We start from the raw sequence: 20,990 nt of genomic DNA, 5'->3' as shown, positions 1-20,990 counted from the left end.
GCGCAAACGATGAAGCCGCTTCATGTGTCGACATGAAGCGGCTTTTTTATGCGTTCAGCAATGCCCTGACTCGCGCAACTTTGTCGATGTCGATCGGCGCAAGTCCGTTGCCGCCCACACGCACGCCCGACCCAAAGTGCACCGCTTGCACTTGTGTACGGCTCACGAAGCCGGCGACTGCATCGACTGTCAGACCCGCGCCCGCGAGCACCGTGCAATGCGATCCCGACGCCTGGCGCACGAGCGCGCGAATCGTCGCCTCGGCATTCAGTACGGAAGGCTGTGCGCCTGACGTCAGCACGTTCGTCACCGCATCGAAACCGAGCAGCACGTCCAGCGCTTTTCGCTGATCGCGCACTTCATCGAACGCGCGATGGAAGGTGACGGCAAGGCCATCGGCGGCGTCGATTGCGCGCGCCAGTTGTTCGCGATCGATCTCGCCGTCAACGTTCAACATGCCGATCACCACGCCGTTCGCGCCCGCCGCTTTCACGGCGCGCACGTCATGCAGCATCAGCGCATGATCGTCGGCATCGTAGACAAACGAGCGGCTGTGAGGACGCACGATCACGTTGACGGGAATGGAGACCGCGTTCACCACGGCTTCGATCAGACCGATGCTCGGCGTGAGCCCGCCCTCGCCCATCGCGGTGACGAGTTCGAGACGGTCAGCGCCCGCCTGCGCGGCGAGCCGCGCGTCGGCAACGGTAGTGGCAATGACTTCGAGCAGAACGGACATGAGCGCAACCGTGTGTCGTTGAAAACGACATGATGTCAGAAGCGCTCTTCGTCCACCCAGTCGATATCTCCGCACAGCACGCAGATTTGTCCGCCAACCTGCGTGGCCACCGACAACGTCACGCACGGCAACGCCTCGTTGATCGACAGATACGGACGCGTGACATGCACGCGCTCAGGTGCATTGATCGCATCGCGAAAGTACGGACGACGCAGCCAGTTCGCGCCTTGTGCGTCGGCGAGCGGCAAGAAGCGCGTTTCATGCGCCGCGCGGTCGGCGCGCAGCACGACGTTGCGACCCGCTTGCCGCCCTTTCGCGTCGAGCAGAAAGCAGCGCGCGGCGTGATCGAGCGCGAGAAAATTCCAGCACACTTCTTCCAGCGGCTCGCCGGCCGCAAGCCGCTCGGCCGCGCGTTCGAAGGCGCGCAGATACGGCGCGAGGCGAGTCGCATTGCGGCGCTCGCCCGCTTCAGTCTGGTCGCGATAACGCTCGGTGAGTTCGCCGATGCAACTGGCCGCATGCGTCGCGTCGGCCGCGCCAGGATTCGGGCGGCCAAAGAAAAAGCCTTGCACGAAGTCGGCGTTGCAGGCGAGCGCCATCTGCGCTTCGTGCTCGGTTTCCACGCCTTCGATCAGCACGAGCTTGCCCGCTTCGTGCAACAGCGCGACGAGGCCCGGCAGGATCGTCGCCATGTCGGCGCGATGCGCGGCGTGCGACAGCATGATGCGGTCGAGCTTCACGATGTCCGGGTTGAGTTGCCAGATGCGCTCGACGTTCGAGTGTCCCGCGCCGAAGTCGTCGAGTGCAATCAGAAAGCCGCGCTCGCGGAATTGACGCACGGCATCCGCGAGACGCTCGAGGTCTTCCGCGCGCTGCTCGAGCACTTCGAGCACGATGCGCCGCGGCGGCAAGTCGAGACGCTTGAGCGTGGCGAGCAATGCGGCGGACAGATACGGATCGGTCAACGCGCCGGGATGCACGTTGAGAAAGAGCCACTCGCGTTCGGCGCCGAGCACCTTGAAGTTTTCCAGATGCAGCGTCTGCGCGAGCCGATCGAGTTGCAACACGTCGCCGACGCGCGCCGCCTCGCCGAACACATCGAGCGGCGACACCGGCCGGTCGAGCATATCGTGCGCGCGCAATAGCCCTTCATAGCCGACAGCCCGCATGTGCGACAGACTGAAGATGGGTTGAAACACGCTCGTGAGCGTCAGCTCGCCGTGCTGCACCGAAAATCGTTCGAGGCCCGACGTCACTTCGACGTCGAAGCCATGAGGCGCGGCGGCCGTTCTTTCCTGTTGCGCAATCGTCATGCAATCCTCTCACGCGAGAGCCGGGCCGGTCAGAACGCGGATGCGAACAACCCACGGCGCCATTGCTCCAAAATGTGCGTCATCGATATGGCTTAAGCAAGCTCCATGCGCACGCTTGCGCACATAGCGATGTAACTCGCGTGAAAGATTGCACCGACGGTATGGCGCGTGCGCCACCAGAGGGCGAGCGCGCACCGTTAAGGTGCGATGGACGTGCGTGTGCGCGCCCTGGCTCCGATGCGCCGATCCGTCGGATAATCCCCGTTGTCTTTTTAAGCCCTGTACCGATGGATATCGTCTTCACCGTATTGATTCTTCTGCTTGCCGTGGCAGCCTCGGGTGTCGTGACCCGCTTGCTGCCCTTGCCTTTGCCGCTCGTGCAAATCGCGATGGGCGCGATGCTCGCATGGCCGAAGCTCGGGCTGCATGTCACGTTCGACCCTGAAATCTTCATGATGCTGTTCATTCCGCCGCTGCTGTTCGCCGACGGATGGCGCATCCCGAAGCGCGAATTTTTCATGGCGCGCCGCTCGATCCTGATGCTCGCGCTCGGCCTCGTGTTCATGACGGTGCTGGCCATCGGCTACTTCGTGCACGCGCTGGTGCCGTCGATGCCGCTGCCGGTCGCGTTCGCACTCGCCGCGGTCCTCTCGCCGACCGATGCCGTCGCGCTCTCGGGTATCGCCGGCAAAGGCAAGGTGCCGGGCAGGCTGATGCATATTCTCGAAGGCGAAGCGTTGATGAACGACGCGTCCGGCCTCGTCGCGCTCAAGTTCGCGATCGCCGCTGCGTTGACCGGCGTGTTTTCATTGCGCGATGCGTCGATCAGTTTCGTGATCATCGCCGTCGGCGGTCTCGCGACGGGCGCGGCGGTGAGCTGGCTGTTCAGCTTCGTGTCCGTGCGCTTTCTCAATCTGACGGAAGAAGGCGACCCGGCGCCCGGCGTCGTGATGACGCTGCTGATTCCGTTCGCCGCCTACCTGATCGCCGAACGTTTCGAGCTCTCAGGCATTCTCGCGGCGGTCGCCGCCGGCATGATGATGAACTACACGACGCTCGCCACGTCGGGATCGGTCTCGTCGCGCCTGCGCGCAAACAATACGTGGATGATGATCGAGTTCGTCTTCAACGGCATGGTGTTCATTCTGCTGGGGCTGCAGTTCCCGCACATTCTCGGCCGCGCATTGCTCGACGCGCATCAGACGAGCGACGCGCAAGTGGGACGCCTGATCGGCTACATCGCGGTCGTCGCCGTGGCGCTGTATGCGTTGCGCTTTACGTGGGTGTGGCTGCTGCGCTGGTTTTCGAGCCGCGGCGCAGCGCGGCATGGCCTCGTCAACGCGGTGCCGGGGCTGCGCACCGTGGCGGTTACGACAGTTGCCGGCGTGCGCGGGGCGGTGACGCTTGCCGGCGTGTTGTCGTTGCCCGAAACGTTGCCGGACGGCGCGGCGTTGCCTGGGCGCGACCTCGCGATCTTTATCGCGTCGGGTGTGATTCTCGTGTCGCTCGTCGTCGGCGTGATTGCGTTGCCGTTGCTCCTGCGCGGATGGCGCCGCGGCAAGGACCCGCACGCCGCGGAAGAAGCGCTCGCGCGCACGATGGCGGCGCAAGCGGCGATCCGCGCCGTCGACGATCTGCATGACAAGGAGTGCGCGAATCTCGATGAATCGGCCTCGGCCTATGCCGCCGACGTGACCGCGCGCGTCATGGATATTTATCGCCGCAGGCTGACGGCACTCGCCGGAGATCAGGAACCGCGCGACATGGCGCGGCGCGCGGACGCACTGGAATTTCGCATGAAGCTCTCCGCAATGCGTGCCGAGCGCCAGGTATTGCTCAGCTTGCGCAGCAATCAGACCATCAACGACGAAACGTTCAACAAGCTCATGCATGAAGTGGATTTGTCGGAGACGGCGCTGACCGCGCGCTGGAAGTAACGTCGTCTCCTGGAAACGATCAGGCCACCGGCCCTTGCGCCGGCTTCCGTCTGAGAAGCGCGTAAAGAATGATCGCGCCGAACGTCGCCGTGCCGATGCCGCCGAGACCAAAGCCGCCGAGCTTCAGCGAGAAGTCGCCGGCGCCGAGCACGAGCGTGACCGCGGCCACGATCAGATTGCGGTTATCCGAGAAGTCCACTTTGTTGACGACCCAGATGCGCGCGCCGGTCACCGCGATCAGGCCGAACACGACAATCGAAACGCCGCCGAGCACAGGGCCCGGAATGGTCTGGATCACCGCGCCAAACTTCGGCGAAAAACCGAGCACGAGCGCGATCAACGCGGCGATCACGAACACGAGCGTCGAATAGATTTTGGTCACGGCCATCACGCCGATATTTTCCGCGTAGGTGGTCACACCCGTACCGCCGGCAAAACCGGAAACGACGGTCGCGAGTCCATCGCCGAGAAAAGCGCGGCCGATATAGCGGTCGAGGTTCTGTCCGGTCATCGCACTGACCGCCTTGATATGGCCGAGATTTTCGGCGACGAGGATCACCGCGATCGGCGCGAGCAGCGTCATCGCCTGCATGTTGAACACGGGCGCCGTGAAATGCGGCATGCCGAACCACGCAGCGTTCGCAACGATCGAGAAGTCGACTGGCTTGCCCATGCCGAGGCCGTTCGTCACGATGGCATAGATCACGTAGGCCATCAGCAGGCCAACGAGAATCAGCAGGCGTTGCAGCATGCCGCGGCCAAACACCGCGACCGCGCCGACGCACAGCACGGTGACGAGCGCCATCCACGAATCGAAGTTGCTGCCGCTCACGCCGCGCACGGCAATCGGCGCGAGATTCAAACCGATCACGCAGACAATCGCGCCGGTCACGACTGGCGGCATCAGCGTTTCGATCCAGCGCGTGCCGACCGCCGACACGATCAGTCCGATGACCGCATACACCACGCCGCACGCGATGATGCCGCCCAGCGCAACGGGAACGTTCATGTTCGGCCCGTGGCCGCCGTAGCCCGTGACCGCGATCACGAGACCGATGAACGCGAAGCTCGAGCCGAGATAACTCGGCACGCGGCCGCCGACCAGCACGAAGAACAGCAGCGTGCCGATGCCCGACATGAAGATGCAAAGGTTGGGATCGAAGCCCATCAGCAACGGCGCGAGCACGGTGGAGCCGAACATCGCGACGACGTGCTGAACGCCCATCGCGAACATCTGCGGCCAGGCAAGGCGTTCGTCGGTGCCGACGATGCGCCCCTCGACGGCATCTGGCTGTGCGCGCCAGCGGGGAAAATAGGAATCGGCCATCGCGGGGGTTCTCCTCTATTCGGCGTTTTTCGTGGACGACGGCGCGCAAAAATAGCGCCGTGCGGGAATTACGCGCGAGTGTACGGAGTGCGATTGGAGGTGGCAAGCGCGGACAATATCGCGCGCGGCCAGGCACAAACGCGACGCGCGCGATGACGCGACGTTCGTCACGCGTGCTTCGGCTCGAGCGAGAACACCGTCACCGCCGCCTGCAACTGCCTCGCCTGATCCGCCATCGACGACGCCGCGGCCGCGGCTTGCTCGACGAGCGCGGCATTCTGCTGGGTCACGTCGTCCATTTGCGCGACCGCGCGATTCACGCCTTCGATGCCTGTGCTTTGTTCCTGCGACGCCGCGGAAATCTCGTTCATCAAGTCCGTCACGCGACTGATCGCCTGAGTCACTTCGGCCATCGTCTGGCCGGCCCGCTCCGCGAGTTCCGCGCCGCTGTCCACGCGCGCCGTCGAGTTTTCGATCAGTTCCTTGATCTCTTTCGCCGACACCGCGCTGCGCTGCGCGAGCGAGCGCACTTCGCCTGCGACGACCGCGAAGCCGCGTCCCTGCTCGCCGGCGCGCGCGGCCTCGACCGCGGCGTTCAGCGCAAGAATGTTGGTCTGGAACGCGATGCCTTCGATCACCGCGATGATGTCGGTCATGCGCTTCGAGCCGGCCGCGAGTTCGCGCATCGTTTCGACTACATCGCCGACCAGATGGCTGCCGCGCGCCGCCACTTCCGAAGCGCCGTGCGCGACGCCGCCCGCCTGCTGCGCGTTGCCTGCGTTCTGCTTCACCGTCGACGTCAGTTGCTGCATGCTCGACGCGGTTTCCTGCAAGGCCGCGGCCTGCTCTTCGGTGCGTTGCGACAGGTCGGTGTTGCCCTGCGCGATTTCGCCCGATGCAGTGAGGATCGATTCACTCGATTCGCTGATGCCTGCAACGATGCCCGAGAGCCGCTCGCGCATGTTGCGCAGTGCGAAGAGCATGCTCTGCGTGTCGCCGGGACGGGTTTCGACGCGCACGCTGAGGTCGCCGTCGGCGATGCGGTTCGCGATATGCATCGCGTAATCCGGCTCGCCGCCCAACTGACGCGCGAGGCGCCGCGCGATCATCGCGGCCAGCACGCCGCCCGCGGCGATCGCGCCCAGCACGAGCACGAGCATCGCCATGCGCATGCGCTGATAATTGGCGGCGGCTTCGGCCTGCGCGTCGTTGCCTTGCTGACGGCGATAGTCGATCAGCGCCGTGATGCGGTCGCGCAATGCCTCACTCGACGCGATGGCGCGGCGCACCAGTTCGTCGTTGTCGACGCCGGCCGGGATCGGCGCAAGGCCGATCTGCTGCTGCACGATGCCTTCCCAGACCGCGGACTTCTGCAGCACGTCGTCGAACATCTGGCGGCCCTGGGCGGTGACGATCGTCGCGCGATAATTGTCGTAGCCCTCGTGCATTCGCTTGAGCGATGCCACGATGCTGTCCTTGAGCTTCTGCCGGCCGGCGTCGCCGCTCACATAGCCGAGGTTCGCGGCGGCGAGATCCGAATCGATCTTGTGGCGGTTCGCTTCTTCGAGCCAGTAAAGGCCGTCCATATATTTATCGCAGATGGCATCCGTGATGTCATGCATCGACGACAGCGTCTTCAGCGAGGTGCCGCCGATCACCACGCAAAACGCAATCACCACGGCGAATGCCAGCAGCAGTTTCCTGAACACGGTCATGCGGTCGAACCACTTCATTGGCCTATCCTTCACAAGTCACAACAAAAATGCTCGCTGCCGCGTCACGGCCGGAACATGCCAACGACTCGTCATGAGCGAGAAGGCAGGTTCGGGACGCAGCGCTCGGCAGCGTTCAGTTCGTTTTACGGCGCGCAGCGCGCGGACTTGATGCAATGAATCCCGGAATAAGCGGGACAGGATAATGTAAGGAATGCCTGGCAGATGCAAACGAGCTACGCGTTTGAGATTCGTCCGATAGCGAAGCAGCGATTGGGCTCTTAGACTTGCCCCGCTGCGTTGACCCCAATTAACGCATGCGATGTTGTTGTAACTCTCCGACTTTCCGCTCACGCTCTCCGGGTGTGAGCGGTTTTTTTTCGCCTTGCTTCGGTTCAGGCGTGCGGTTCGAACGCATTCTCAGCGAGCCGCAGCGTGTACCTGCGGACATCCTCCGGCCATTGCGCGATTTTTTCTTCGAAGCGCGGCCGGTCGCCGGCATAGAGCGCACGAGTCGCATCTTCGTAATCCGGCAGGTTGCCCGCCAGCGCCGTCATGAAGCGATACACCGCCTCCTGTGCTGCGCGTCGACGGTCGCCATGCTCGCCGGTTGCGCGCGCCGTCTCGACCAGCTTGCGTAGCGCGACCGACGCGCCGCCCGGCTGCGCATTCAGCCAATCCCAATGACGCGGCAACAACGTCACTTCGCGCGCGACGACGCCAAGCCTCGGCCGTCCGCGACCGCGTGGCGTGCTGGTGTCGGCGGCGGCGTCGGTGGTTGCGTCGGTGGTGGGATCTGCGGCGCGCTCAGCCTCGTTCAAGCGCGCGACGACGTCCTCCGCACTGCCGCGCAAATCGAATTCGACGGGAGCCGCGCTGACGTCGTCGAAAACGAGGACGGGCGCCTGTTCGCCCCGCGCGAGGACTTCTTTGACGGCGAGCGCGACCCGCGGCAATTCGCCGGAAGCGATAAGGCGATGGCCCTCAAAGGCCGTACAGGTGCGGGAATACGTGATCACGACAATCTCCGGTTCAGGAAGTTGTCGAATTATATCCGGGTTAAATAAAAGCGCAACATATTATCCGGGTATTATTGTGAGGCAGCGCTATCGACCAACGACAGTTGTCGCGCTGCCTTCCGCCGCCGGCACACCCGGCCCGTACGAAGACACGCGATTGCGGCCCGCATCCTTCGCGGCATACAGCGCCTGATCGGCGGCATCGACGAGCGCGCGGCTCGACGTGAACGCCTCGCCCTGCATCGTCGCGACGCCGATGCTCACGGTCAGCACATGGTGCGAGCTGGCCACGTGACCGAGCCCAATTGCCTCCACGGCCGCGCGGATTTTCTCGCCAATGGACATCGCGCCGGCCTGGTCGGTGTCCGGCAAAAGAACCGCGAACTCTTCGCCGCCGTAGCGCGCCGCCGTGTCGCCCGGACGCTGTACGTTCTGCGTGATGCAGCGAGCCACCGTGATCAGCGCATCGTCGCCGGCCGAGTGGCCGTACAGGTCGTTGAATCCCTTGAAACTGTCGACGTCGATCAGCAGCATCGAAAGCGAGCCGCCGTTGCGGTGCACGCGGCGCCATTCGTTCTCCGCGGACTGCTCGAAGGTGCGGCGGTTGTCGACGCCCGTGAGACCGTCCGTGCTCGCGAGCAGGCGCAGCTCTTCCTCGGCGATGAGGCGCCGCCGTATCTGCTGCGCGAACAGCACGGCGAGCGCGATCATCGTGAGATTGAGCGCGCCGATCAGCGAGCCGATGATCCATGCGCGCCGCCGCCAGCCGACGTAGATATCGCGCGTGGACAGCGCGACGTCGAGAATCAGCGGATACATGTCGATGTGGCGAAACGCGTACCAGCGCTCGACGCCGTCGATCGCCGCCGTTCCGAAGAAGTCGCCGCTCGGCTGCTGGACGAAGCGCGAATAGTTGGCTGTACCCATCAGATTGATGCCGATCGTCTTCGGATCGTACGGACGCCTCATCAACATCGTGCCGTCGCTCAGCATCAGCGCCATCGATCCGCCCGCGCCGAGGTTCATCCCGTCGAACAGGCTGCGGAAATACTTCAGGCGCATCGTGCCCACGACGACGCCGCCGAAGCTGCCATCCGGCCGCGTGATGCGCCGGCTGAGGCCAATGCTCATGTCAGCGCCCGTCGTGCGCGGCATGAACGGACGGCTCACGTACAAACCGACGCTAGGCGAATCGCGATGGACCTTGAAGTAGTCGCGGTCGCCGAGATAAACGTGGCGCGGCGGCAGCGACTGCGAATCGATCGTGATATAGCCCGTTTCATCGATGACGAGAATCGAGCCCATGTCTTTCGCCGACGCCGAGCCGTCGAACAGCACCATCTGACGCAGCGCCGGATCGAGTTGCATCACGCGCGACTGCTTGAGCCCGTCGATCACCGTTCGGATCGACAAATCGTAAATTTCCAGGTTGCGCGAGACGTCGCGCTCAACCAGCAGCGAAACGTTGAAGACCGAGTCCTGCGCGCGCCGCAACGCGTCGTCGTGCATCTGCGCGAGCACCCACACGGCGAGCGCGAGGATTGCGCTCGCCAGCACGCCACTGATCGCGATGATGAGGTTGGGACGACGCGTGACCATGTTGTTCGGTTCGGACATGCGCTGCCTTGGCGCGCGGTGGGGAAAGGACGCGCCCGTGGGCACGTATGGCAAGCCGGTAGCGTAACAGAGGGAACCGCGGCCCAAATCGTGGAAAAGACGGGGGTTTGGCGGCTTGCGCGGGGCTTACGGTTGTCTTTTGGTTGTCTTTGGTTGGCGGTGAGAGTTGGGTGGAAGTCTAGACGGCGGCGGCTGTTACGGGGTCGTGGATTACCCGGCTTCTCTCAAGTCCATCTGCGAAGCTCCGATAACCAATAAATGGGATGCCGCTTTTTGTGCTCGCACGAAGCGGCAACACCGCGCGAGGTCGTCGACTGTCCGGCGGCCGCATAGACGCTCCCATTCCCGGACCTGAGAGTCCATTACGAAGCGCTCGTTTCGTCCCTGGAGAAATACAGATACATGGCCGCTCTGAACCAGTTCACCATTAAAGCGAAGCTGATAGCCGGCTTCGGCATGCTGTCCCTGATCGTCGTTGCGGTCGCGGGACTTTCGCTCAAGTCGCTCGCCGATTCCACCGATGGCTTTTCCAGTTTCGTGCGCGGCATCAACGCGCGCGCCGACATGGCGGTTCAGGTGCGAACCGCGGTTGATCGCCGCGCGATCGCGGCGCGCAATCTCGTGCTCGTCGTCAAGCCCGAGGATCTCGAGAGCGAAAAAGCGCAGGTCACGCGTGCACACGAAGACGTGGCGGCGAATCTCAAGAAGCTGAACGAGATGGTCAGGGACGCCGGCGCCGACGACAAGGCGCGCAGCCTCGTGGCCGAAATCAATCGCGTGGAGACCGCGTATGGCCCGGTCGCGACCGACATTGTCGGCCTCGCGCTCGCCAACAAGCGCGACGAGGCGATTGTCAAAATGGACGATCAGTGCCGGCCGCTCCTCGCGGCGCTGATTCGCGCGACCGACGCGTATGCCGGGCACGCGCATGCGCGGCAGGAGACGATGATCGCCGACTACGCGGCGCATTACCAGAACCAGCGCAATCTGCTGATCGCCATTTCGCTGCTCGCGGTTGCGCTTGCAGTCGGCGCGTGCGTCGCGATCACGCGTGCCGTGAGCGGGCCGTTGAGCGTTGCGATCGACGTCGCGCGGACCGTGTCGCAAGGCGATTTGCGCACGCGCATTCGCGTCGACGGCAAGGATGAGACCAGCAAACTTCTCGGCGCGCTGCGCGAGATGAACGAGCGTCTGACGACGGTCGTCGGACGCGTGCGCGACGCCAGCACGAGCATCGCGGGCGCGGCTCGCGAGATCGCGGCGGGCAACATGGATCTGAGCCAGCGTACGGAACAGCAGGCGGCGTCGTTGCAGGAGACGGCGTCGAGCATGGAGCAGCTCACGTCGACGGTGAAGCAGAACGCCGATAACGCGCAGCAAGGCAGCACGCTCGCCGCGAATGCTTCGTCTGTCGCGCAGAAAGGCAGCGCGGTAGTCGGCCAGGTGGTGAGCACGATGCAGGACATCAGCGATAGCTCGACGAAGATTGCCGACATCACGGGCATCATCGAAGGGATCGCGTTTCAGACCAACATTCTTGCGCTGAACGCAGCCGTGGAAGCGGCACGCGCGGGCGAACAGGGACGCGGCTTCGCGGTGGTCGCAAGCGAAGTGCGGAGTCTCGCGCAGCGCTCGTCGAGCGCGGCGAAGGAGATCAAGGATCTGATCGCCGATTCGGTGGGAAGGATTCGCGACGGCTCGTCGCTTGCCGGCGAAGCGGGCAAGACGATGACGGAAGTCACGCATGCCGTGGCGCGCGTGACGGACATCATGTCGGAGATTGCGGCGGCCTCGAGCGAACAGAGCCGCGGCATCGAGCAGATTAACCTCGCGATCACGCAGATGGACAACGTCACGCAGCAAAACGCGGCGCTGGTGGAACAGGCGGCGGCGGCTTCGCGGTCGATGGAGGAGCAGGGGGAGCGGTTGAGTGAGACTGTGGGGTTTTTTCGGGTGGGGGGGGTGTTGACCTCGTGCTGAGGGAAGACGCGGGGGCTGGGGTGGCTAAGGTGGGTAAGCTAGCCAATGTGGCTTGCGTCAAGCCGGTGAGTGCGGTCCGCGTTGGGGCGAAGGCTGAACCGGTGCGTGTGCCGGCGAAGGAGTTGGCGTCGCCGGTTGCTACCGTCGGTGACGATGACGGGTGGGATAAGTTTTGAGTGGATGCTTCGGTGGGTGGTCGCGAGGGCGGGTGAAGAAAAACCCCCGGCAGTTTGAGGCTGCCGGGGTTTGTGAGGCTCGTCGTCGTAGATCTTGAGGAAGATGCGCTGCGCGTCCCCATCGACGGCGACATCGTTGCTCACGATGTGTCGGATCGATTTGATGGTAGTGCAGATAGATATAAACGGTTACTGCTCTTCAGTGATTTCAGTTTCAGGATCGTCACTTGCGAAGTAGCTTTCGTCGATCTCGATTAGCGTTTGCGGCTTCTTCTTCACGCCAACGCCGTGCTTTAGTAGCAGCTCGATGACCTTGTCGCCATCGATCAGGGTAATCGGGGCAGCGCCTGGAAATAGAGCAGCATCCTTGCAACCTTGAGCAAAGCCTCCGGTGGTAATAATCGTTCCGCGAATCGCACCGCGGTAAGGGAGCGCACCACGCAACTGATCGAGTACCGGCCGGGTGATATTGCCTTTGTGCCGCTTTACCTGGACTACTTCTTTGATCTGCGTGATACCAAACTGGAAGCTCGCAACAACATCCACACCTTTGTCACCACTTTGCTTCGTGACCACGACATCCTCGTAGTCCATTGCTTCAAGAAGGTCCTTGATAAGCGATTCGAATCGGTATGGATTCATTTTTCCCAACCGTTCGCGAAGCTCTTTGGTTTGCGTGTCGTTATAGTTTTTGATCGCGCCCAGTACCGCGAGATGGGGGCGTTGAACTTCTTCCGGACCTAGCGGGGCAGAGTATGCGATGCCTTTATCGGTGATCGTGTAGGTGTTGCCTTCCCGCGCCACATATCCGCGTTCAACAAGATTCAGCAGACGGCGACGCAAAGTTTCCTTGAACGTCGAAATGGTGCGGTAGTTTGAGTTTTCAAGCAGGAACTCGGCCCATTCATCGAGCAGGTCGCCCCGTTTCGCTGGGGAATGGGCGGCAAGAATCGAGAGAAGCGGGGGCAATCCCTCTTCTTCGTCCAGCTTCCTCAGTACCGTAGGATTGCTTTCGAGAAGGCCTGAGCCGTCTGCACTCAGCTTATAGACGGCCTGAGCATCAGGAATCAACAAACCGAAGGTGTTGATGAAAAGGTATGAACCGTAGACATACCGGGGATTGACGGTGCCGGAGGTGTCGGCCCAGATTTTTTTCGCCAATTCACGATTGGGACCTTGAAGCCGTTGGTCGATCCACTCATCAGGTCGACTCCAATCGACGTTGCTTTGCGGTGTGCCCGTTTGGTCGAATAGCGCCTTGATCATCCCCCACACGGCATCTTTCGACACGCCGTCGAGGATCTGAACAAGCAAGCGAACTTTTGAGTAAAGAGGGAACAGCGGGGTTCGAACAATGAAACGCTTGGTTTGCGGCAAGGGTACATCCTTTCTTCTTTTTAGAGGCTGTAGGGCTGGCTTTCCAATTAACGCACTGCCTGCGGGTAGTTGGGTTTTCGACTGAAGGCGCCGACGAGTTCTCGCGCCGTGTGCAGTTGGGCGAACGGGTCGAGGGTCGGTAGTTTAATGTCTTCGAGGCTCTCGATGCGGGCATCTGCGTACTTGTCGAGCAGGCATTGAGAACCGCACGGGCTTCGTCACCAAATTTGACAAAAAAACACCGCGTTTCTTGATCCTTTAGCCCGTTCTCTGCTTCTTGTTAAAGGATACGAAGGTCGTCAAGACCATTGCGCCGCATCCGAGTGAGTAGATGCGTCGGATCGCTGTTCCTTGAGGGACGAACAACATCTGCTTGTTATACGGTGGCCGTCTACGGTCAGGCAGATTTCAGGCGGCGAGCGCTGAATCTTTGTCTAATCGAAGCCAAATCTCTTGCGATGGCGCGCCATTTGTAAACGGTGCGGGGCCTCAAGATGAAGGGGAGGTATGTGGGGTAGGCCCAGAACTGCCTCGGCCTTGGAGCTGAGGTCCGGCCTGACCATCACCCCGCCATCATCGGCAAAACTCACCAGCCCCGCGTCGAAAGCGGCGTCCCAATGCGCGCACAGAAGCAGGCCGTTGAACACGTCGAGCCGTTCGGCGTCACTCGCACATTCGGCCCAGGGGACGATGTGGCTGGCGCGCAGAAGCGCGGGATCGCTGACGCCGGTGAGCGGACAGGCGCCCCAATAATCGATCAGCGCGGCGCGGAACAAGCCCTGCCCCACGCGCTGGCGCACGATGCGGTCGATCTCGGTATCACCAAGCCCCGCGACCTCAGCCTCGAACTGGGTGAAGGGGAAAGTCGGCAGGCTGCGCGCGAGGTGGAAGGCGCGGCTCAGCGCGCGGCGCATCTCAGCTTGCTGCGCGAAGACGAATGCGCCCTTGCAAGGCGGCGGTGCCGGGCCGGAGACCGCCGCAGGGAGTTCGGAAGCGAGGATTTGCGCCACCCCGACATGCTCCACCGCGAGGAACCAAGGCGCACCGTCGTCGGCAGTACCGCAGGCGAGCGCCACCTCGCCGGGCACGCCTTCGTCCGAACGGAACCACAGCCACCCGTCAGCCTCGCCGTTTGCTCGGCGATAGCCGTGGTTCCACGCGGCCTGTTCTAGCTCGGTGCGCAGAATCGGGTGAGGGATGAGACGACGCGGGGCGGTGGAGGTCATCGATAGCCCTCCAGGCGCGGGCGCAGGCCCTTAGCGAGGAGCGCGTCGTAGGCGGCAAGGACGAGGCGGCCGGTGCGGTATTCGCCGAATTTGCGCTCCTCGTTGGACTTGAGGACGCGAAAGGTCTCGCTGGGGTAGTCCGGACCCATGACGTCAGCGGGATCGAGGATGTAGCGCAGCTCGTCGCGTATCAGGCCATAGGCGAGCGCGTACCAGGCGTCGAGTTCGGAGCGCAGCTGCGCGCGACGGTCCTCGTCCCACGCAAAGTGCGCGCCCTCATAGCCGAGGTCGCGCGCGAAGGGAGCCATGGAATGGCTGGTATAGGTCAATTCCGGCACGCGCGGTACGATGAAGGCGAGGTCGGCTTCGGAGTAGGCGGTGTGGGGAATGATGGGAAGCTGCTTCACCATCTCGACCGTCAGATGAGTGCCGCCCACCTGCTGTCGTGCGACAAAATCGAGCGGAATGCCACTTACATTCGCCAGAAACGCCGCCGACAGTTCGACAGGCTGGTGAATGAACAGGTTGCGTATCGTGTGCGCGATTGCGAACGCGGGGATAGACGCTGAAAATTGCGGTCCGTTCATCCGTTGCTCTGGTGATATCTCGCCAGCCCATCAGCCAGCCGCGCATCCAGTCCTTTGTCTTCTGACGGTCTTTCGCGCGCCAGTTTTCAAGCCAATAGCGCGGGCTCAGTTCAAATTCGACATTCTGCTTTTCGGCACGGGTTACGTCACGGCTGGTGTCGCCTCCGTCGGCGCTGACGAACGTCGCCCAACGATGATCGAACAGGTGGATCATCTTGGCTTCGTAGAGGGGAACGTAGCGCGTCTCCGGTGACGTGGTCGCACCTGTTGAAGGGTCCAGTTGGACCCAATCGGTGCCGCTCCGCTGCCACCCCTCCTCACCCAGCTGTCGAGCATTTCGGAATAGGACGCTACTATCCGCCATGTCAAACATTTTCGTCATGTAGTCGAAGCCCCAGGGGTTCCGCACTGCGCCCTTCGACTCGTCGATCAGCACCGGCACGCGGTTGTAAATTCACATTTGCCCCCACGTATGAAGTGGTAGCTATGCGTTCGACGAGACACCAAGGTCACAAGGCAAATGGTCGACTCCGGCTCGCAGCTACGACGGGTGGCCGACGCAAGATACTGCAAGAGCCGGCGCTAGTGACGATCGGCTCCGAGAGGGAGGTGACAAGCGTCCCAGCCGCATTCAAGGCGACCGCGCATGCGGCTCTTTAGCCAGCCACCCCGTGCACCACCGCGCGGACCAACTCGTTCCTGGCTCTTGATTGCGACTTCAAGCAAGAATCGCTGCAGACCAAGCAGGCCAAAGGCCCCCCGTGTGGTCGGGGCTAGTGAATCAGTGGCATGGCAGCAACGCGAGATGCCGCAGCTTATCTTGCTCCAAAGAAGGCCGCTACTTCAGCATCATGCCAAGCCCGACATTGATGTACTTGAGATGAGGACAGCGCCACAGGATGTCTTGTGCCCGTCAAACGCCACTGCGCGCCCGTCGACCTGAACTGTTTCGTCGCCTTCGATAATGACGCAGTTGTTGTGCCCCGACTTTGGACATGTGCATTTGTCGCCTACGCACGCAACGGCTCGCTCCATGACTGTCGAACCGTCGCGGCCAGTGATTACCTTACCGCCATGGCTCGTAGAGTCGCCAACTCGGATCACCCCTCGCAAGACCGTCCCCTTCGTGAACATTGAATAACGCCAAACGCATTTCCGTGCTTCCACCTACGCCTAGAGGGTGCAGACCCCGCCCGTCCATCCGAGCGTCCAATCAATCGCAGCGCCAAGTGCGTAGACGACAAGGAGGGCGATCGTAAACCTCGACAGCGTTGGTCTGAAACGCGTGAACCTTGCGACCACAAATACCACAAGCAAATAGGCAGCAAGCGGCAACAGAACGGTTTCAGGTTCGTGGGTCAGTCCCATGACAGGATCCGCAAGGCCTAAGAGCAGAGTCCAGAAGATCGTCCCAAAGAGGCTGCGACAGTAGACCGTCGAACCGCCCGCGATCGCAACAAGCGCAAGGACTGCGCCGAGCGCGGCAAGCCCCGCAAATCGGGCCCAGAACGGCCCGCCAGAGTTCGCCAAAGGGGAGTCTGGCTGTTTCCTCTCCTGCCTGTCCAAGGTTTCGCTCATGGTCAATTAAACGGTTTCTCGTTGGTTGCAAGATTGCGTTCTTTGTCAAGAGCATCTGGGGGAGTAATCAGAACCAGTTCTGCATTCCCCCTCGCATCTCGTATGACCGCAGCACTTGCCTTCCCGTCCTGAAAGCCGGCAATGAGTGACAGCGCAAGCTGCACGGCTCCGGAGGCGATCCCAGTGTTGCCGAGGCGGTAGCCAACGTCGTAGCCCTCCTTCACGTCACCCGTTGATGGAGCTTCGGATTCCGTTCCCAGAGCCTGTGTAAGTGGGATCACAGATTCCCTGTTCCCAGTCGTATCGAAAAAGATCCGTGCGGGCCTCGCCACCGAGTTACCTGTCCCGACCAACCGCTGCCAACCTTCCCGAAGTGCGGCTGCCTGCGTCTGCTCCCGCAAGGGGGCACCGTGGTTATCGGCCAACCGCACCTGCACTGGTCTTTCAAGGTATCCCACGACGGGCGCTTCGTCATACTCCTTGAATTGCCATTCTGTCCATCGGACAGGACTCCAAAGGTTCGGCTGATAGTCGCCGGGTCCTTTGTTCTGTGTCTGTTTCCAAAGCTCGGGTATCGGAAGCTCAATTCCTTATGGTAGTCGCCGTTCATACTTGTGCCTTTAAGAAAGCCAGCGCGGAGTTTTCGTCCTTCTCGATAGCGATTTCGACAACGCGCCTAGCAACGTCGAGTACACGCTCGCTCTTAGCTTTGAGCTCGAAACTTTGCTTCAGCAACTCGGCGATCTCCTGTTGAGTCGCCATTGCCACGAGCGGCACAACTACATTCGATATTTCGTTTGTGCGCCAGTGAAGAATGACTGAGCCACCGGCGTCCCGTTCTGCCTGCATCTTCACAAGTATCGAATTTAGGGCAAGCGTTAAGTAATCCGGCAATACGACGCTTGGGTCGCGAACGGTTAGGTGAAGAATTGCGCTGGATGTAACTAGATTCGCATCTTCGCGCAAACAATATGCTTCTCCAACGCTGCCATCCTTGGAAAACAAGATTGTATTCTTCTTTGGCATGAGCGCATCGAGTTCGGCCTTATTCGCAGAAACAAAAGATGCAGTCAAACACTTTTGCGGGCTATTGATGCCGTACTTGCTGTAATCTGCTACGCGCAGAAAAGGAAGTCCATTCTCATCTTCCGTATATGCGTCTGAACCAGGCTCGATAGACTTGACAATGCTAACCAAATCGCTAAGCGCAGCGTGTGTCGTTGCTTTTATCCGGCTGATGATTTGCTCATATTTTGGTTGATAATACTCCGCGTCTATACGTCCCGTAAGATGGAAGGAATCCATAAGTGATTTGACATTGATGGTTTCCTCGGCAGGACTGTAGCCAGCCATCCCTAAAGTAGTGAGAAGGAGCATTTCCGCAGCGCCATATACCGAATGGGACTGGATCACTAAAGATCGGCTGTGCTTAATCAATGCCTCGACTTGCGTTTGCAATTCGTTGCTGAGGATCGGGACTAGAACCGTTGCAATGTCAGACAGATTGATCCCAGGTTGAGCAGCCCCACGCTGGCCTCGTCGAATCAAGCCATGCCCAATCGCACACGAAAGGTAGGTGAGGAGATACCATGGATTCACCTTCGCATCTCGAATCAGCGTGCTCTTGCAGCTAAAGATAGATGGACAATCTGCCTCATAGATGATCGCGGATTTTCCGAAATGCATCCCTACGACGGTCAGCAAGATGTCGCCCTCTCTAAGATGAAACTGAGGGAAAGCGTTGAAGGTGCTCTCTTGGACATACACCGGCGAATTTTCGTTAATGAAAAATGACTTGACGTCGGTAGCCCGTATGTATCGATACCGGCTGGCCGCATCATATTGCGCCGCTGTTATCGCGGAGCCAAAAGGCCCTGCGATGAGATCAGCAATTTGGTTCAGCGCTTTGTGCGGTAGCCTCTTAATGGCATCTTCCTTACGCAAGTTGGCTTGGCTATAGAACTCCGAATCCAGCCTGAAATCATAGTGCGCACGATGCGCTTGCGAAATATGAATTTCACTGACCTCCAGCCCCTTCGTCAAACGCGCATAGCGAGCGCCGTCAAAGGGGCTTATCGAAAAAAACTCAGCCCTTCCTTCTTGGCAAACTCGATAAATGCCTCGGCAATACCATCTTCGGTCTTGCCGTCGTGATTGAACAGGTCGTGCTTGACGATCAGATGACCGTGGTCGTCAAGCAGCGGCGCACCATCGGCATCCTGCCGGTAGATTTTGTCGCCTGAATTGTCCTTGCTGGGCTCCCGCATGGTGGCGAAAAAGATCGGGTAATCGTCCTTCTTCGGGCACAGTGGGCCGGTCTTGGGGTCATCGTTCCACTTTTGCACGAACAGCACGCTGGTCTTGGTGCCGGTGTGTGGTTTGAAGACATTGCCGTGCAGGCCGACAACCGCCAGGATGCGGCAATGGTCGGCAAGGTATTCACGTAGATCCTTGTCACTGGCGTTGTTGAAGCGGCCTTGCGGCAGGACGACCGCCATGCGCCCGCCGGGTTTGAGGAAGGACAGGTTGCGCTCAATGAAAAGGATGTCGCGCCCGACGGTGTTCTGGTTCTTGACCTTGACCTTGCGATAGCTGCCGTCGGCCATTTGGTAAATAGTTTCGTGGCTGGCGTGCAGGGCTTCGGTGAAGCTGGGTCCGCGCGTCGTAGCGTCTATGATACCCGGGTCGGTTGGCTCGATCTTGGCGATCTTGGCGAGGCTGACGGAGCGAGCAAGATCGTATTTGGCGAGGATGCGCGTTTCCTTGATGTCGCCGGCAAAGGGGGATTAGCCATCAACACATCGAAGCCGAAATCTCGGTTGCTCCTCTTGTCGGTGCGTAATTTGCGTAGGCGCTTCCAGCCTTCGCCGTAAACATCCGTCCACTCCTCGTCGCTGGTTTTTTCGTCCCAGCGCTCGTAATCGAGCGTGTTGAGGTGCAGTACGTTCGTCTGGCCGTCGCCGGCAATCAGGTTCAGGGTGCGCCCGACGCGGACGGCCTTTTCGTCGAAGTCGATAGCGAAGACCTTGCTTTGTACGTAATCAAGCTCTCTGGCAGTTCGCTGTTCAGTTGTGAAATGAGGGCTAATCGGGAGACCTTGTTCCTCCCGAATCTGATGCCAGACATGAAAGATCCCGTGCACTGGAAAGCCGCAGCTGCCGGCGGCGGTGTCGATCAGGGTTTCGTTCTCCCTGGGATTCATCATCTTCACGCACATGTCAATGACGTAGCGCGGCGTGAAATACTGGCCTTTCTCGCCCTTGCTGGACTTGGTCATCAAATACTCGAAGGCTTCATCAACGACTTCGAGGTTGGAGTTGAACAGTTTGACTTTTTCCAACGAGGCAACGCATACGGCCAAGTGGCTGGGTGTCAGTTCGAGCTTCGCGCCCTCGGGGAATACGCCTTCCCACTTGGCGCGTGCCTTGTCGAACAGGGATTGAATCTTGGTCTTAAGTTCGGTTTCAGTGTCGCCGTAGTTCTTGAAAACGAGGTGTCGCTTCCTGTCGCGGCCACCTTCCATTTCGTCGTAGAGCTTGGTGAACACCAGCTTGAACAGCTCCTCGAACACGTCGACGCCGGCATTGGCGAGAACTTCGTCCTCCATTTCGAGGATCAGGTCCTTGAGTGACTTCTTTTCGTTGACCAGCTTGTCGAGCTTCACCAAGTCGTCGATGGTCCAGCGCTCGGAAAGGATGTCGGACAGTTTTTGGTGTGCCGACGGAATCGCCGGAATGTCCTCGAAGTAGTTGGGGTCCTTGCGGTGGTAATAGGAAATCTGTTCGCCGTTGGTCCAAACTCCCATCGGCGCACCGGTGGCATTGCAGTAGCTCTTGAGCTGTTCCTTGCCGTCCTTTAGCTTGGGTTTTTTGAGTTCGACCAGAAGATACGGCGTCGTGGTCTTGTCTTTGTCGAAAATGCAGATGTCGGCGCGCTTCTTCTCGCGGCCGAAGGTGACTTCGTACTCGACTTTCATGCGGCTGACGGGGTAGCCGAGGTCGTCGCGCAATACCATTACATAAAGCTGCCGTACCGCTTCTTCTGGTGTGAGCTTGATCGGCTTGCCACGCACCAGGCAGGTGGCGTAGGGGGCGGCCGTCCTGCCCGAGTCTTGAAGCCTGATGGAGGCTTCAAGCGCCGCGATATGCGCGGGCTTGAATTGGTCAAGCTTGTAGGCGCTGTCTTTGAATAGAGTTGCAAGGATGGTGGTCATCGGCTGCTTTTTTGTGGCAATGGTCTGGCAAAGACCGGCAGTGTATAGCACTGTCCGGGATAATCAGACAATCCAAGCGGAATATTGGGCAAGGGGACGCATGCACTGCTCGCCTCAATATCACCTAGGGCTGGAGGATTGCAGGATTCGAGTTCTAACCGGCGCCAATACTGATTGGCTCAAACTACA

The 20,990-nt window shown here is 60.6% G+C and carries 17 protein-coding genes; 2 read left to right on the top strand and 15 right to left on the bottom strand.

Annotated elements, in window-relative coordinates:
- Positions 1–46 precede the first annotated feature (46 nt).
- Positions 47–739, bottom strand: coding sequence for a copper homeostasis protein CutC (locus tag P0D87_RS09875; RefSeq protein WP_053857402.1), 693 nt, complete (start codon positions 737–739; stop codon positions 47–49).
- Between the two features lie 35 nt (positions 740–774).
- Complete coding sequence (locus tag P0D87_RS09870) at positions 775–2,052, bottom strand: sensor domain-containing phosphodiesterase (RefSeq protein WP_006048190.1); 1,278 nt, start codon at positions 2,050–2,052, stop codon at positions 775–777.
- A 287-nt stretch (positions 2,053–2,339) separates the two neighbouring features.
- Between P0D87_RS09870 and P0D87_RS09865 the strand changes: the two genes are divergently transcribed.
- The gene (locus P0D87_RS09865; RefSeq protein WP_029969537.1) at positions 2,340–3,989 is read left to right on the top strand and encodes a Na+/H+ antiporter; all 1,650 of its coding nucleotides are present in this window, start codon (positions 2,340–2,342) and stop codon (positions 3,987–3,989) included.
- Between the two features lie 19 nt (positions 3,990–4,008).
- Here the strand turns inward: P0D87_RS09865 and P0D87_RS09860 are convergent, their stop codons facing one another.
- The 4 genes from P0D87_RS09860 to P0D87_RS09845 all read right to left on the bottom strand — a co-directional run bounded on the left by P0D87_RS09860 (position 4,009) and on the right by P0D87_RS09845 (position 9,664).
- Positions 4,009–5,316, bottom strand: coding sequence for a solute carrier family 23 protein (locus P0D87_RS09860; protein ID WP_053857401.1), 1,308 nt, complete (start codon positions 5,314–5,316; stop codon positions 4,009–4,011).
- 167 nt (positions 5,317–5,483) lie between these two features.
- Positions 5,484–7,049: a methyl-accepting chemotaxis protein gene (locus tag P0D87_RS09855; protein ID WP_053857400.1), complete on the bottom strand. Its 1,566-nt coding sequence runs from the start codon at positions 7,047–7,049 to the stop codon at positions 5,484–5,486.
- Between the two features lie 374 nt (positions 7,050–7,423).
- On the bottom strand, positions 7,424–8,047 hold the full coding sequence (locus P0D87_RS09850) for a DUF2239 family protein (protein ID WP_053857399.1): 624 nt from the start codon (positions 8,045–8,047) through the stop codon (positions 7,424–7,426).
- Positions 8,048–8,134: 87 nt separating this feature from the next.
- Entirely contained in the window at positions 8,135–9,664 is a 1,530-nt protein-coding gene (locus P0D87_RS09845; protein ID WP_029969532.1) for a sensor domain-containing diguanylate cyclase, read from the bottom strand.
- Positions 9,665–10,066: 402 nt separating this feature from the next.
- Here P0D87_RS09845 and P0D87_RS09840 point away from each other — a divergent pair, with 402 nt between their 5' ends.
- Positions 10,067–11,644: a methyl-accepting chemotaxis protein gene (locus tag P0D87_RS09840; protein WP_053857398.1), complete on the top strand. Its 1,578-nt coding sequence runs from the start codon at positions 10,067–10,069 to the stop codon at positions 11,642–11,644.
- A gap of 365 nt (positions 11,645–12,009) precedes the next feature.
- On the opposite strand, the gene P0D87_RS09835 is transcribed toward P0D87_RS09840, so the two are convergent.
- The 9 genes from P0D87_RS09835 to P0D87_RS09795 all read right to left on the bottom strand — a co-directional run bounded on the left by P0D87_RS09835 (position 12,010) and on the right by P0D87_RS09795 (position 20,801).
- Positions 12,010–13,197 (bottom strand): restriction endonuclease, encoded by a 1,188-nt coding sequence (locus tag P0D87_RS09835; RefSeq protein ID WP_171800162.1) that lies wholly within the window; start codon positions 13,195–13,197, stop codon positions 12,010–12,012.
- 434 nt (positions 13,198–13,631) lie between these two features.
- Positions 13,632–14,423 (bottom strand): HNH endonuclease, encoded by a 792-nt coding sequence (locus P0D87_RS09830; RefSeq protein WP_408636805.1) that lies wholly within the window; start codon positions 14,421–14,423, stop codon positions 13,632–13,634.
- Complete coding sequence (locus P0D87_RS09825; RefSeq protein ID WP_408636804.1) at positions 14,420–15,010, bottom strand: hypothetical protein; 591 nt, start codon at positions 15,008–15,010, stop codon at positions 14,420–14,422. The genes P0D87_RS09830 and P0D87_RS09825 overlap by 4 nt, the downstream gene beginning before the upstream one ends.
- Positions 15,011–15,859: 849 nt before the next feature.
- Positions 15,860–16,123: a PAAR domain-containing protein gene (locus tag P0D87_RS09820; protein WP_408636810.1), complete on the bottom strand. Its 264-nt coding sequence runs from the start codon at positions 16,121–16,123 to the stop codon at positions 15,860–15,862.
- A 60-nt stretch (positions 16,124–16,183) separates the two neighbouring features.
- Positions 16,184–16,594 (bottom strand): hypothetical protein, encoded by a 411-nt coding sequence (locus P0D87_RS09815; RefSeq protein WP_408636812.1) that lies wholly within the window; start codon positions 16,592–16,594, stop codon positions 16,184–16,186.
- Positions 16,591–17,046, bottom strand: coding sequence for a hypothetical protein (locus P0D87_RS09810; protein ID WP_408636803.1), 456 nt, complete (start codon positions 17,044–17,046; stop codon positions 16,591–16,593). The genes P0D87_RS09815 and P0D87_RS09810 overlap by 4 nt, the downstream gene beginning before the upstream one ends.
- Before the next feature lie 148 nt (positions 17,047–17,194).
- A complete protein-coding gene (locus P0D87_RS09805; RefSeq protein ID WP_408636802.1) occupies positions 17,195–18,631 on the bottom strand; it encodes a restriction endonuclease subunit S in 1,437 nt (478 codons plus the stop codon).
- Positions 18,632–18,660: 29 nt separating this feature from the next.
- Positions 18,661–19,194, bottom strand: coding sequence for an N-6 DNA methylase (locus P0D87_RS09800; protein WP_408636801.1), 534 nt, complete (start codon positions 19,192–19,194; stop codon positions 18,661–18,663).
- Positions 19,195–19,259: 65 nt separating this feature from the next.
- Complete coding sequence (locus P0D87_RS09795; RefSeq protein ID WP_408636800.1) at positions 19,260–20,801, bottom strand: type I restriction enzyme HsdR N-terminal domain-containing protein; 1,542 nt, start codon at positions 20,799–20,801, stop codon at positions 19,260–19,262.
- Between the last annotated feature and the right edge of the window lie 189 nt (positions 20,802–20,990).

This window comes from Paraburkholderia sp. RL17-368-BIF-A (assembly GCF_046054045.1).
Lineage (GTDB): Bacteria > Pseudomonadota > Gammaproteobacteria > Burkholderiales > Burkholderiaceae > Paraburkholderia > Paraburkholderia graminis.
The sequence above is the reverse complement of the archived record's forward strand: the minus strand, read 5'-3'. Positions and strand labels throughout refer to the sequence as shown.